This window comes from Streptomyces graminofaciens (assembly GCF_030294945.1).
GTDB classification, from domain to species: Bacteria; Actinomycetota; Actinomycetes; order Streptomycetales; family Streptomycetaceae; genus Streptomyces; species Streptomyces graminofaciens.
Genome location: NZ_AP018448.1, coordinates 5,910,062 through 5,923,487, shown reverse-complemented (window position 1 = coordinate 5,923,487; position 13,426 = coordinate 5,910,062). Strand labels below are relative to the sequence as shown.

Annotated in this window: 11 protein-coding genes and 1 tRNA gene; 8 read left to right on the top strand and 4 right to left on the bottom strand. The window is 70.8% G+C overall.

Annotated features, from left to right (window positions below):
• Nucleotides 1–46: 46 nt before the first annotated feature.
• Entirely contained in the window at nt 47–1,324 is a 1,278-nt protein-coding gene (locus SGFS_RS25325) for an MFS transporter (RefSeq protein WP_286253682.1), read from the bottom strand.
• Nucleotides 1,325–1,615: 291 nt separating this feature from the next.
• Complete coding sequence (locus SGFS_RS25320) at nt 1,616–3,184, bottom strand: potassium/proton antiporter (RefSeq protein WP_434028212.1); 1,569 nt, start codon at nt 3,182–3,184, stop codon at nt 1,616–1,618.
• Between the two features lie 290 nt (nt 3,185–3,474).
• Between SGFS_RS25320 and SGFS_RS25315 the strand changes: the two genes are divergently transcribed.
• Nucleotides 3,475–6,285 carry a penicillin acylase family protein gene (locus SGFS_RS25315; RefSeq protein WP_286253681.1) on the top strand — a complete coding sequence of 937 codons (2,811 nt, stop codon included), beginning with the start codon at nt 3,475–3,477 and terminating at the stop codon, nt 6,283–6,285.
• A gap of 65 nt (nt 6,286–6,350) precedes the next feature.
• On the opposite strand, the gene SGFS_RS25310 is transcribed toward SGFS_RS25315, so the two are convergent.
• The gene (locus SGFS_RS25310; RefSeq protein WP_286253680.1) at nt 6,351–6,908 is read right to left on the bottom strand and encodes a 5-formyltetrahydrofolate cyclo-ligase; all 558 of its coding nucleotides are present in this window, start codon (nt 6,906–6,908) and stop codon (nt 6,351–6,353) included.
• A 154-nt stretch (nt 6,909–7,062) separates the two neighbouring features.
• On the opposite strand from SGFS_RS25310, the gene galU reads away from it, so the two are divergent.
• The 7 genes from galU to SGFS_RS25275 all read left to right on the top strand — a co-directional run bounded on the left by galU (nt 7,063) and on the right by SGFS_RS25275 (nt 12,858).
• A complete protein-coding gene (galU, locus tag SGFS_RS25305; RefSeq protein ID WP_286253679.1) occupies nt 7,063–7,965 on the top strand; it encodes a UTP--glucose-1-phosphate uridylyltransferase GalU in 903 nt (300 codons plus the stop codon).
• Nucleotides 7,966–7,970: 5 nt separating this feature from the next.
• The gene (gene glp / locus SGFS_RS25300) at nt 7,971–9,293 is read left to right on the top strand and encodes a molybdotransferase-like divisome protein Glp (RefSeq protein WP_286253678.1); all 1,323 of its coding nucleotides are present in this window, start codon (nt 7,971–7,973) and stop codon (nt 9,291–9,293) included.
• Between the two features lie 152 nt (nt 9,294–9,445).
• Nucleotides 9,446–9,928 carry a cyclic pyranopterin monophosphate synthase MoaC gene (gene moaC, locus SGFS_RS25295; protein WP_286253677.1) on the top strand — a complete coding sequence of 161 codons (483 nt, stop codon included), beginning with the start codon at nt 9,446–9,448 and terminating at the stop codon, nt 9,926–9,928.
• Nucleotides 9,925–10,524: a MogA/MoaB family molybdenum cofactor biosynthesis protein gene (locus SGFS_RS25290; RefSeq protein ID WP_286253676.1), complete on the top strand. Its 600-nt coding sequence runs from the start codon at nt 9,925–9,927 to the stop codon at nt 10,522–10,524. Before moaC ends, SGFS_RS25290 begins: the two co-directional genes overlap by 4 nt.
• A 20-nt stretch (nt 10,525–10,544) precedes the next feature.
• Nucleotides 10,545–11,168, top strand: coding sequence for a GNAT family N-acetyltransferase (locus SGFS_RS25285; protein ID WP_286253675.1), 624 nt, complete (start codon nt 10,545–10,547; stop codon nt 11,166–11,168).
• A gap of 187 nt (nt 11,169–11,355) precedes the next feature.
• Nucleotides 11,356–12,690, top strand: coding sequence for a divisome protein SepX/GlpR (gene sepX, locus SGFS_RS25280; RefSeq protein WP_286253674.1), 1,335 nt, complete (start codon nt 11,356–11,358; stop codon nt 12,688–12,690).
• Nucleotides 12,691–12,784: 94 nt separating this feature from the next.
• Nucleotides 12,785–12,858, top strand: a tRNA-Ala gene (locus SGFS_RS25275).
• Nucleotides 12,859–12,920: 62 nt separating this feature from the next.
• On the opposite strand, the gene SGFS_RS25270 is transcribed toward SGFS_RS25275, so the two are convergent.
• Nucleotides 12,921–13,397 (bottom strand): GNAT family N-acetyltransferase, encoded by a 477-nt coding sequence (locus tag SGFS_RS25270; RefSeq protein WP_286253673.1) that lies wholly within the window; start codon nt 13,395–13,397, stop codon nt 12,921–12,923.
• Between the last annotated feature and the right edge of the window lie 29 nt (nt 13,398–13,426).

The following is a 13,426-nucleotide window of genomic DNA, read 5'->3' as shown; positions in this document are numbered from 1 at the left end:
GTGAGCGGTGGATTCACAGTGACCCGTTCCACGGAGAAGTCACAGGTCACATCTCACCGATCGCGACAGGTTCGCGACGGGCCGCGTGGCGGGTGACCATGCGGGTCACGCGCCGCGGCGCCAGCCGCCCGCGCAGCGCCACCAGGGTCGCCAGCGCCAGTGCCGTACCGGCCATCGGCACCAGGAACCCGGCGCCGTCCCACAGCCGGTCCTCCAGCTGTCCGGCGACCGTCACGGCGGCCGCCTGACCGAGGGCGACCGCGCCGGTGAGCCAGGTGAAGGCCTCCGTGCGGGCGCCGGCGGGGACCAGGGAGTCGACCAGTGTGTAGCCGGTGATCAGGGTGGGCGCGATGCACATGCCTACCAGCAGGCCGAGCGTGGCGAGGACGAGCACCGAGTCGGCGGTCCACAGGGCGGAGGCCACGAGCGCGAGTGCCGTGTAGCCGACGATCAGGCGCCGCTGTGGGGCCACCTTCCAGGCGATCGCGCCGCAGACGATGCCCGAGAGCATGTTGCCGGCCGCGAAGACGCCGTACAGGACGCCGTTCATGCCGGGCTCGCCGATCGACTCGGAGAACGCGGCGAGTGAGACCTGCATACCGCCGAAGACCGCGCCGATGCCGAGGAAGGTGGCGATCAGAACGCGCACCCCGGGGACCGAGAGGGCGGGAGCGTGCTCCACGCGCGCGTGCGGCGCGGTGGCCACCACGGGCTGCGTGCTCTTCTGCGCGGCGAACAGCAGACCGCCGACCAGTGTCAGCGAGGCCTCCGTGACCAGGCCCGCGGCCGGGTGCACGGTGGTGCACAGCGCGGTCGCCACCAGCGGGCCGAGCACGAAGGTCAGCTCGTCGGTGACGGACTCGAAGGCCGCCGCGGTGGTCATCAGGGGCGAGCCCTGGAGCCTCACTCCCCAGCGGGCGCGGACCATGGGCCCGATCTGCGGCACCGAGGCCCCGGTCGGCACGGCGGCGGCGAACAGCGCCCACAGAGGGGCGTCCATCAGCGCAAGCGTGGTCAGGGAGAGGCCCGCGACGCCGTGGACGAGGATCCCGGGGATCAGGACGGCCCGCTGGCCGTGGCGGTCCGCCAGACGGCCGCTGTACGGCGCGAACAGCGCCATCGAGACACCGGTCACGGCGGCGACGGCGCCGGCCGCCCCGTACGAGCCGGTGGTGTGCTGGACGAGCAGCACGAGGGAGATCGTCAGCATCGCGAACGGCTGGCGCGCGGCGAAGCCGGGGAGCAGGAACGTCCAGGCGCCGCGCGTGCGCAGCAGTTGCCCGTATCCCGGGCGGGACGTGTCGGAGGTGACCGTGGATGCCACGGCCCGTGCCTTTCTGCCGCCTGGTAGCGCGCCCGTGCGGGGGGCGCCGAGAGCTGTCCTCTTGCGCTACTGCGGTAGATGCCGGCGCCCCTTCGAAAAGGGCGTCCCGGCCGCCATACGTTCGCGCCAGCTCTGCTTCAGACAGAGTTGGTTCGATCAAGTGCGCCTTCATCGTACAGGGACATGGGGCGGGTGACCTGTGAAAATGAGCACTATGGCGGGCCCCGCCTCTGATTCAGGAGGGTGTGAACGGTACGAACCTGCCGTCGACCCGGTCGCCGGCCCCCTCGCCTAACTCCGCGACGCGCCGTTCCCGGCCCCCAGCCACCCCGCCAGCTTTCCGCCCTGGCCGACGGCCCTCAGCCGCTTCTCCGCGGCGTCCCGGACGGGATCGGTGGCGACCACCAGCAGCTCGTCGCCGCGCCGCAGCACCGTGGACGGCAGGGGGACGAAGGACGTGCCGTCGCGGACGACGAGGGTGACGGCGGCGCCCGCGGGCAGTCGCAGTTCGTTGACCTCGACGCCGTGCATCCGGGACTTCTCCGGGATGGCGACGGACAGGAGATGGCCGCGCAGGCGCTCCAGGGGGGCCGACTCGATGCCGAGGTCGGCGGCCTCCGGGTCGCCGCCCAGGCGGAGCTTGGCGGCCAGCCACGGCAGTGTCGGGCCCTGTAGGAGGGTGTAGACGACGACCAGGACGAAGACGATGTTGAAGATCTGGCGGTTGGCCTCGACGCCCTCGACCATGGGGATCGTCGCCAGGATGATGGGCACCGCGCCGCGCAGTCCGGCCCATGACAGCAGTGTCTGCTCACGCCAGGGCAGCCGGAACGGCAGCAGCGCCACGACGACGCTCAGCGGCCGGGCCACCATGGTCAGCGCCAGGCCGATGACGAGCGCGGGCCAGATGTCGTCGCCCATCTCGTGCGGGGTGACCAGCAGGCCGAGCAGCACGAACATGCCGATCTGGGCGATCCAGCCGAGCCCCTCGGCGAAGCCGCGCGTGGCCGGCCAGTGCGGCAGCTTGGAGTTGCCGAGCACCATGGAGGCCAGGTAGACGGCGAGGAATCCGCTGCCGTGGGCGAGCGCGCCGGCGGCGTACGCGGTGACGGCGATGGCCATGACGGCGATCGGGTAGAGGCCGGAGGCGGGCAGCGCCACATGCCGCATCGCGTAGGCGCCGAGCCAGCCGCTGGCGAGGCCGATCGCCGCGCCGATGGCCAGCTCCAGGGCTATTTTGCCGATCAGGACGTACCAGTGTTCGACCTGCCCCGTCTGGGACAGCGAGACGACGAGGATGACCACCGGGGCGTCGTTGAAGCCGGACTCGGCCTCCAAAGTGCCCGTCACACGCGCGGGGAGGGGGATTTTCCGCAGGACGGAGAAGACCGCGGCGGCGTCCGTGGAGGAGACCACCGCCCCGATGATGAGTGACTGCCGCCACTCCAGCCCGATCAGGTAGTGCGCGCCCGCGGCCGTGACGCCGACGCTCACCGCGACTCCGACCAGCGCCAGCGAGGCGGCGGCAGGCAGAGCCGGTTTGATCTCCTTCCACTTCGTGCCGAGGCCACCCTCCGCCAGGATCACGACGAGGGCCGCGTAGCCGATGACCTGGGTCAGTTCGGCGTTGTCGAACTGGATGTCGCCGATGCCGTCCTGGCCCATCGCGACGCCGATGCCCAGGTAGACGAGCAGGCTGGGGAGCCCGCTGCGCGACGAGATCCGGACCGCGGCCACAGCGACGAGCAGGACGAGCGAGCAGACGAGCAGGAGCTGGTTGAGGTGGTGAACAGTCAGCGGCCGTTCCTTTCTCGCCGATCCGGACCCGCGCGTCAGGGTGCGTGGGTCCGAGCTGTGTATGGGGTTGGAGCGCCGGAACCGAGTCCCCGGGGCGGGGTCCACGCGTGCGTGGACCTGCGAAAGCCGATCACGGAAGCAGGTGTGCTGCGGTTACTTCAGCGCCAACACTTCGTTACCTTACCTAACTCTTGACGATTTCTTGACGCTCCAGAGGGCAAGATCGAACGTCCGTCCGCGCCAGTTCTCGACTCCGCGTCAAGTCGTGTCGGGCCCTGCGCCTATGGTTGCTCCAGCGTTCAGTACAAAGCACAGCCCGACCTGCCGCTCGTGTTAGGACAGCAAGGACAGCGATGCCCCCCAACACCACCGCCTCCTCCGGCCAGCAGTCCGGCAAGTCCGGCAGGAAGAAGGGGCGGAAAGTCCGACTTCTCCTGATCATTCTGGTCCTGGCCATCATCGGAGGCGTCGGTTACGGGGCGTTCTGGTCGGTCAGCACCGTCCGCGCCTCCTTCCCGCAGACCAAGGGTTCGATCACCCTGGACGGCCTGTCCGGGCCGGTCGACGTCAAGCGCGACGGCTACGGCATACCCCAGATCTACGCCTCCTCCGACGAGGACCTGTTCATGGCGCAGGGCTACGTCCAGGCGCAGGACCGGTTCTACGAGATGGACGTGCGCCGCCACCTGACGGCCGGCCGCCTCTCGGAGATGTTCGGTGAGAGCCAGGTCGACAACGACGAGTTCCTGCGCACCCTCGGCTGGGACCGCGTCGCCGAGCAGGAGTACAAGAGCACGCTCTCGGCGGAGACGAAGAAGTACCTCGACGCGTACGCCAAGGGGGTCAACGCCTACCTGTCAGGCAAGGACGGCGAGGACATCTCCCTGGAGTACGCGGCCCTGGGCTTCGTCAACGACTACAAGCCCGAGAAGTGGACCCCGGTCGACTCGGTCGCCTGGCTGAAGGCGATGGCCTGGGACCTGCGCGGCAACATGCAGGACGAGATCGACCGCGCTCTGATGACCAGCCGCCTCGGCCCGAAGCAGATCGCCGATCTGTACCCGGCGTACCCGTACGACCGGAACAAGACGATCGTGCAGACGGGCTCGTACGACGAGCTCACCAAGACCTGGACCGACGGCTCGACGCCGAGCCAGGGCACCGCGGGCACCCCGGGCGCCGCGGGCACGCAGAACGCCACCGGCTCCACGCAGGGCACCGCGGGCACGGGAACGACCGGGAGCACCGCGGGGACCTCCTCGGACTCCTCGGCCGTCACCACCCAGCTGACGGGCCTCTACAAGGTCCTGGAGGACATCCCCGACGCGGTCGGCGTGAACGGCAACGGCATCGGCTCCAACTCCTGGGTCGTCTCCGGCGACCACACCATCACCGGCAAGCCGCTGCTCGCCAACGACCCGCACCTGTCGGCGACGCTGCCGTCGGTCTGGTACCAGATGGGCCTGCACTGCAAGGCCGTCACCAGCAAGTGCCAGTACGACGTCGCCGGCTACACCTTCGCGGGCATGCCCGGCGTGGTCATCGGCCACAACGGGAACATCGCCTGGGGCATGACCAACTCCGGGGTCGACGTCACGGACCTCTACCTGGAGAAGCTCACCGGCGACGGGTACCAGTTCGGCGAGAAGGTGCTGCCGTTCGACACCCGTGAGGAGACCATCAAGGTCGCCGGGGGCGAGTCCAAGAAGATCGTCGTCCGCACCACCAACAACGGCCCCCTGCTGTCCGACCGCAACGACGAGCTCGTCAAGGTCGGCAGGAAGGCCGAGGTCGACCAGGACGCACCCGACCGCGGCGACGGCTACGGCATCGCCCTGCGCTGGACCGCCCTGGAAGCGGGCACCTCCATGGACGCCGTCTTCGCCATGGACAAGGCCGCGAACTGGACCGACTTCCGCAAGGCCGCCGCCCTGTTCGACGTCCCCTCGCAGAACCTGATCTACGCCGACACCAAGGACAACATCGGCTACCAGCTGCCGGGCAAGATCCCCACGCGCGGCAAGGGCGACGGTTCGGTGCCGGCGCCGGGCTGGGACGCGAAGTACCGCTGGACCGGGTACATCGACCAGGACGAACTGCCCTACGAGTACAACCCCAAGCGCGGCTACATCGTCACCGCCAACCAGGCCGTCGTCGACAAGAAGTACCCGTACACCCTCACCACGGACTGGGGCTACGGCACGCGCGCGCAGCGGATCTCCAGCCTGATCGAGTCGAAGATCAAGGACGGCGGCAAGATCTCGTCCGACGACATGCGTCAGATGCAGATGGACAACAGCAGCGAGATCGCCAAGCTGCTGGTGCCCCTGCTGCTCAAGATCGACGTCGACGACAAGCACGTCCGCGAGGCGCAGAAGCTGCTGGAGGGCTGGGACTACACCCAGGACGCCGACTCGGCGGCCGCCGCCTACTTCAACTCGGTGTGGCGCAACATCCTCAAGCTCGCCTTCGGCAACAAGCTGCCCAAGGAGCTGCGGGTCGAGGGCCAGTGCCTGTACGTCGCGCCGGTCGACACCACCGGGCCCGCAGACGCGAACCAGGCCGTGCGCGAGTGCGGTCAGCGTGACGCGGACCAGGCGCAGCCGGACGGCGGCGACCGCTGGTTCGAGGTGGTCCGCCGGATCATCGACGACGAGGACAACAACTGGTGGTCCACGCCGAAGACGCGCACCCAGACGGCCGCCGACACCCGTGACGAGCTGTTCAAGCGGGCCATGCGCGACGCCCGTTGGGAGCTGACCGCCAAGCTCGGCAAGGACATCGACACCTGGAGCTGGGGCCGGCTGCACCGCCTGTTCCTGAAGAACCAGACGCTCGGCACCGAGGGCCCCGACATCGTGCAGTACCTGCTCAACCGCGGCCCCTGGAAGCTGGGCGGCGGCGAGGCCACGGTCAACGCCACCGGCTGGAACGCGGCCGGAGGCTACGAGGTCGTGTGGGTGCCGTCGATGCGGATGGTGGTCAACCTCGGCGACCTCGACAAGTCCAAGTGGATCAACCTCACCGGCGCCTCCGGGCACGCCTACAACGCCCACTACACCGACCAGACGGACGAGTGGGTCAAGGGCGAGCTGCTGACCTGGTCCTTCTCGGAGAAGGCGGTCGACAAGAACACGAGTGACACGCTGCTGCTCAAGCCGTAGCCAGTCACCGGCTGCCGACGGAAACGGCCTCCACGCACGCGTGGGGGCCGTTTTTCATGCGCCGGTCATCTGAAGCGCCGCACCCCCGAAGGCGTCACCACCGCGTGCACCGGACGGTCGTGCGGCTCCTCGGGGACGCGGTCCACGACCTCCGAGTCGTACAGCAGGACCACCAGGGCCGGGTCGGCGCCCGCGCGTTCGAGGCGGGCCAGGACACGGTCGTACGAGCCGCCGCCGCGGCCCAGGCGCATCCCGCGCGCGTCCACGGCGAGGCCCGGCAGCAGGACGGCGTCGGCGCCGGTCACGGCGTCCGGGCCGAGCCGCTCACCGACGGGCTCCAGCAGGGCCATCCGGCCACCGCCGTGCTGCACGCGCGCGAGGGAACCCTCGCCCTCGTACGCGCCCCAGTCGAGGTCGTTGTCCGCCAGCAGGACCGGCAGCAGGACGCGCACCCCGCGCGCGCGGAGCGCGTTGAGGAGCGCGAGCGTGCCGGGCTCGCTCCCCACGGAGACGTACGCCGCGACCGTGCGCCCATGCGCCAGCTCGGGCAGGTCCAGGGCGCGGGCGGCAAGGGCCTCGGCCGTTCTCCGGACGTCATCGGCCGTCAACCTGCCTCTCACCATGAGGAACTCTTTGCGCAACATTCGCTTGGCAGGCTCCGCTCCGGGACCCATCTGACTCACAGGTTGCTCCAGTACCCTTCGTAATCGGCTTATATGAGAGCGAATTAACCGGAACCACAGATTCTTCATAAAGGCACCGGATAAGGTTGCGGGCATGACTGAGGCGAACCCCAGGATCAGCAAGGCTGTCATCCCCGCCGCGGGTCTCGGAACCCGCTTCCTGCCGGCCACCAAAGCCACTCCCAAGGAGATGCTGCCGGTCGTGGACAAGCCGGCGATCCAGTACGTGGTCGAAGAGGCCGCGTCGGCGGGGCTGGACGATGTCCTGATGATCACCGGTCGGAACAAGCGGCCCCTCGAGGACCACTTCGACCGCAACTACGAGCTGGAGTCGGCCCTGCAGAAGAAGGGCGACGCCGGCCGACTGGCCAAGGTCCAGGAGTCCAGCGACCTCGCGACCATCCACTACGTCCGCCAGGGCGACCCCAGGGGCCTCGGGCACGCCGTGCTCTGCGCCGCACCGCACGTCGGCCAGGAGCCCTTCGCCGTCCTCCTCGGCGACGACCTGATCGACCCCCGCGACCCGCTCCTCAAGCGCATGGTCGAGGTCCAGGAGCAGAGCGGCGGCAGCGTCATCGCGCTCATGGAGGTCGCACCCGAGCAGATCCACCTCTACGGCTGCGCGGCCGTGGAGGCCACCGAGGACAGCGACGTCGTCCGGGTGACCGGCCTGGTCGAGAAGCCCGACCCGGCGGACGCCCCGTCCAGCTACGCGGTCATCGGGCGCTACGTCCTCGACCCCAGCATCTTCGGGATACTGCGCAAGACCGAGCCGGGCCGCGGCGGCGAGATCCAGCTCACCGACGCCCTCCAGCAGCTCGCCGCGGACGAGAAGGTCGGCGGTCCCGTGCACGGCGTGGTCTTCAAGGGCCGCCGCTATGACACCGGCGACCGTGGCGACTATCTGCGTGCCATTGTCAGGCTCGCATGCGAACGTGAGGACCTGGGCCCGGACTTCCGGACCTGGCTTCGCAGTTACGTAGCCGAGGAGATGTAGCCACTTTGAGCAGCGCCGCCACCCCCGCCACCGACCCGGACCACCTCTGGTCGGTGACCGAACACCTGGAGGACATCCTCGCCACCGTCCACCCCCTGGAACCCATCGAGCTGCAACTCCTCGACGCCCAGGGCTGCGTCCTGGTCGAGGACGTCACGGTGCCGCTGTCGCTGCCGCCGTTCGACAACAGCTCGATGGACGGGTACGCGGTGCGGGTCGCGGACATCGCGGGCGCGAGCGAGGAGTTCCCGGCCGTGCTCACGGTCGTCGGGGACGTGGCGGCGGGCCAGGCCGAGCAGGTCCAGGTCGGCCCCGGCGAGGCCGCCCGCATCATGACCGGCGCCCCCCTGCCGCCCGGCGCCGAGGCGGTCGTCCCCGTGGAGTGGACCGACGGCGGCCTCGGCGAGGGCCCCGTCTCCGGGATGCGGGCCCGCAGCGCGAGCCCCGAGGGCGCCACCGGCCAGGTCGCCGTCCACCGCGCCGCCGAGGCACGCGCGCACGTACGCGCGAAGGGCAGCGATGTGAAGGCGGGCGACCGCGCCCTCGCCGCCGGCACGATCCTCGGCCCGCCGCAGATCGCCCTGCTGGCCGCCATCGGCCGCGCCTCGGTACGCGTGCGCCCGCGCCCGCGCGTGGTGGTGCTCTCCACCGGCAGCGAACTGATCCCGCCGGGCGGCGAGTTGGCCACCGGCCAGATCTACGACTCCAACAGCTTCGCGCTGACCGCCGCCGCCCGCGACGCCGGGGCGATCGCCTACCGCGTGGGCGCCGTCGCCGACGACGCCGAGACGCTCCGCTCCACCATCGACGACCAGCTCGTCCGCGCCGACCTGGTGGTCACCACGGGAGGCGTGAGCGTCGGGGCGTACGACGTCGTCAAGGAGGCCCTGGAGTCCGTCGGCGACGAGGACGAGGAGGGCGCCGGCATCGAGTTCCGCAAGCTCGCCATGCAGCCCGGCAAGCCCCAGGGCTTCGGCACGATCGGCCCCGACCACATCCCGCTGCTCGCCCTTCCCGGCAACCCCGTGTCGTCGTACGTCTCCTTCGAGATCTTCGTCCGGCCCGCGATCCGTACGCTGATGGGCCTGACGGACGTCCACCGGCCCACGGTCACCGCCACCCTGGACGCGCCCAAGGCACTGACCTCGCCCGCCGGGCGCCGGCAGTATCTGCGGGGTTCGTACGCCGAGGGCAGGGTCACCCCCGTAGGGGGCGCGGGATCGCACCTGGTCGCGGCCCTCGCGCAGGCCGACGCGCTCATCGTGATCCCCGAGGGCGTCGAGTCGGCGGAGCCCGGTACGGAGGTCGAGGTCGTCCTGCTCGGCTGACCGGCCGGGTGCCGGCACGGTGTCGCTCGGCCGACCGGCCGGGGGAGCGGGTGGTCCTGCTCGGCCGAACCGCCGAGGGTGGCGTACCGTGTCGCGCACAACAGGCCGCGCGCCGCACCGCGCCGGGCCCGGACCGGGAGCGCCACACCACCATGAGTACGCCGCAGGACCGACTGACCCACATCGACGAGGCGGGCGCCGCGCGCATGGTCGACGTATCGGGGAAGGACGTGACCGCGCGCACCGCCCGCGCCAGTGGCCGCGTCCTGATCTCGCCCGAGGTGGTCGAACTGCTCCGGGGCGAGGGCGTCCCCAAGGGCGACGCTCTCGCCACCGCGCGTATCGCGGGCATCATGGGTGCCAAGCGCACCCCCGACCTCATCCCGCTCTGCCACCCGCTGTCGGTGTCGGGCGTCAAGCTCGACCTGTCGGTCGCGGACGACGCGGTCGAGATCCTCGCCACCGTGAAGACCACGGACCGCACGGGCGTCGAGATGGAGGCCCTGACCGCGGTCTCCGTCGCCGCGCTCACCGTGATCGACATGGTCAAGGCGGTCGACAAGGGGGCGGTCATCACGGACGTGCGCGTGGAGGAGAAGACGGGCGGCAAGTCCGGCGACTGGAGCCGGTCATGACAACCTCACCGCATCCACCCACCGGGAGCGCGCCGGTCGGCGACGCCCCGGCCTCCCCTTACCGCGCCCTGGTCGTGACCGCCTCCAACCGGGCCGCCGCCGGGGTGTACGAGGACAAGGGCGGGCCCCTGATCGCCCAGGGGCTCTCGGGGTTCGGCTTCGCCGTCGAGGGCCCGCAGGTCGTGCCCGACGGCGACCCGGTGGAGGCGGCGCTGCGGGCGGGCGTCGACGCCGGGTACGACGTGATCGTGACGACCGGCGGTACGGGCGTCTCGCCGACCGACCGCACCCCCGAGGCGACCCGCGCGGTGCTCGACCACGAGGTGCCGGGCATCCCCGAGGCGATCCGCGCGTACGGCCGGGAGAAGGTGCCCACGGCGGCGCTCTCCCGGGGCCTCGCCGGAGTCGCGGGCCGCACCCTGATCGTCAACCTGCCCGGCTCCACCGGCGGGGTGCGGGACGGCCTGGCCGTCCTGGCGCCCCTCCTGATCCACGCCGTCGACCAGATCCGCGGCGGCGACCACCCGAGACCGGCCGTCGGCGAGCGCCCCGCGGCCGACGCTGACCCCTCCGGACCCCATGGGGGTGCGAGCTGAACAGCCCATCCTGGCCTGTCGTGCTGACGGACGGCGAGGTCGTCCTGAGGCCCATAAAGCTGCGCGACCAACGGGCCTGGCGCGAGGTCAACCGGCGCAACCGGGACTGGCTGCGGCCCTGGGAGGCGACGATTCCGCCGCCCACGCCCAGCGGGCCCATAGCGCACCGGCCGACGTACCGTCAGATGGTCCGCCATCTGCGCTCGGAGGCGCACGCGGGCCGGATGCTGCCGTTCGTGGTCGAGTACCAGGGGCGGCTCGTAGGGCAGTTGACGGTCGCCGGGATCACCTGGGGCTCGATGTGCTCCGGGCACGTCGGCTACTGGATCGACGAGTCGGTCGCCGGGCGGGGCGTGATCCCCACGGCGGTCGCGCTCGTCGTCGACCACTGCTTCCGGACCGTCGGGCTGCACCGCATCGAGGTCTGCATTCGCCCCGAGAACCGCCCCAGTCGGCGGGTCGTGGAGAAACTCGGATTCCGCGACGAAGGGATTCGTCCACGATATCTTCACATCGACGGTGCCTGGCGTGACCATCTCGTCTTCGCGCTCACCGCCGAGGAAGTGCCCGAGGGCCTGCTCGGCCGCTGGCAGCGGGAACGGGCGCGGGACGCGGCGCCGGAAGGCCGCAACAACGGTAAATGAAATAAGTGTTCGAAATATTCGTATCATTGGTGATCGAGTCGAAGCGGTCTCGGTGCGTTAATTTCACGCTCTCGGCAGCCTGCTGATCGCATCGGTCACAAAAAAAGCTCGAAATATCAGCCGGATCGTGCGACACACCGGCCCAATTGGCCGATGGCCTCGCGGAAACCCCTCTACGGTGTGAGGCGTGAGCAGCAGCGGCCTCATCTACGCAGTCATCGTCGGGGCCTGGGCCGCCTACTTGGTGCCGATGTGGCTCCGTAGGCAGGACGAGCTGAACGAAGCCCGTCCGACGGAACGCTTCAGCACCGCCATCCGGCTGCTTTCCGGCCGGGCGGGGATGGAGCGCCGATACGCCAAGGACCTGCGGGCGCGCTCCGCCGACGAGGGGGAGCCCAGCGCCGATCCGGACGCCGTCACCGACTCGGTGGACGTCCGGGCCTTCGCCATGCCCCCGTACAGGGCGCAGACGAAGGCCCAACTCCCGGTGGAGCGGGGTGAGCCGTCGCAGCCCGGGGTGTCACCGCAGCAGGGCGCACGCCAGGCGGGCAGGGCGGCAGCGGCGTCGGGTGCGTCAGGTACGTCAGGTGCGTCCGCCGGGTCCGGTGCGGCCCACGCTTCCGCCGCCCAGGCCGCCCAGGCCGCCAGCAAGCCCACGGGCAAGCCCACCGGTAAGTCCGCCGCGAAGCCGGCCGGTAAGTCCGCCGCCAAGCCCGCTCCCGCGAAGCGAGTATCCGGCGCTCGCCGAGGCTCCTCGGCGGAGGCCAAGGCACGGGCCCGGCGCTCGAAGGCGCTCGCGCGCCGACGGCGTACGACCGTGATGCTCTTCATGGCCTTCACGCTCGGCGCGGTCGTCGCGGCGGTCGGCGGGGTCGCGTTCCTGTGGGCGCCCGCCGTACCGGCGGTGCTGCTGAGCGCGTACATCGCGCACCTGCGTGTCCAGGAGCGGCGGCGGTTCGCCTTCACCATGGACCGGCGGCGGGCCGAGGTGGCGGCGCAGCGGCTGAGGGAGAGCCGGCCCCGGCGGCGGCCGCAGCCCGAGCCGGACCTCGACGAGCCGGAGGACGGACCCGAGTCGGAGGAGACCAGGCCCGACCTCACCGCGCTCGCCGCCGACCGCCGTGCCCTCGTCGAGCAGACCGACCACGCCGAGTGGGTCGACCAGCAGCGCGAGCGGCAGCGGCGACCGGGCCACGGCGACAGCTGGGACCCGGTGCCCGTGCCGCTCCCGACGTACGTGACCGCGCCGGTGGCCCCTCGGAGCACGTCCGACGTGGACCTCGGGGCGCCGGACGCGTGGAGTTCCGCGCGGTCGAGTTCGGCCGACCCGAACGGCTCCTCGCGGGAGCCGGAGGAGCCGGAACCCGACGCCGACGAGCACCCGGAGGTGGCCGGCGCCCCCGACGACGGCCGCTCGGACGCCCGCCGCGCGGCCTCCGCCCGGCGCTCCCGTGAGCGGGGCCGCACACCCCTCTTCGACCAGTACGAGGACGGCGACCGGCCCCGGGCGGCGAACGAGTGACCCGGCGTCGCCGTCGGATTTCCTGCTCCGCTGACCAGCCGGGAACGGATTTCCAAGCACCCGGATCGGGATGCTAGAGTTTCACTCGTTGCAAGGGCCTGTGGCGCAGTCCGGTAGCGCACCTCGTTCGCATCGAGGGGGTCTGGGGTTCAAATCCCCACAGGTCCACGCAGCTCGAAGCCCCAGTCGGTGAACACCGACTGGGGCTTCGACGTGTTGGCCGCGGGTTTCTACAGGGCCTTCGCGAAGCAGCGGCTCAGCGGGCTGTCGCGGTAGTAGCCGAACTTGGGGCAGAGTTCGTAGCCGCTGGAGGCGTAGAGGGCGATGGCCTCCGGCTGCTTGTCGCCGGTCTCCAGGACCATGCGGAGGCGGCCGGCCGCGCGGGCGTCCTCCTCCAGGGCGGCCAGGATGCGGCGGGCGAGGCCGAGACCGCGGGCCTGGGGGACGACGAACATGCGCTTGAGCTCGGCGTCGCCGTCCAGATAGCCCTCGGGGTTCGTCTCCTGGGAACGCCAGCCGCCCGTGGCGACGGGGCTCTCCGAGTCGTCGTACGCGATCAGATAGAGGCCCGAGGGCGGGGCGAACATCGCCGGGTCCAGATGGGTCTCGTCGCCGCCGTCGCCGTAGCGCACCGCGTACTCGGCCTGTACCTGGTCGTTGAGCTTCACGGCGTCGGGATGGTCGAACGGGACGGGACGTATATTCATGTTGATTATCGTATATCCATGCGCTCGGC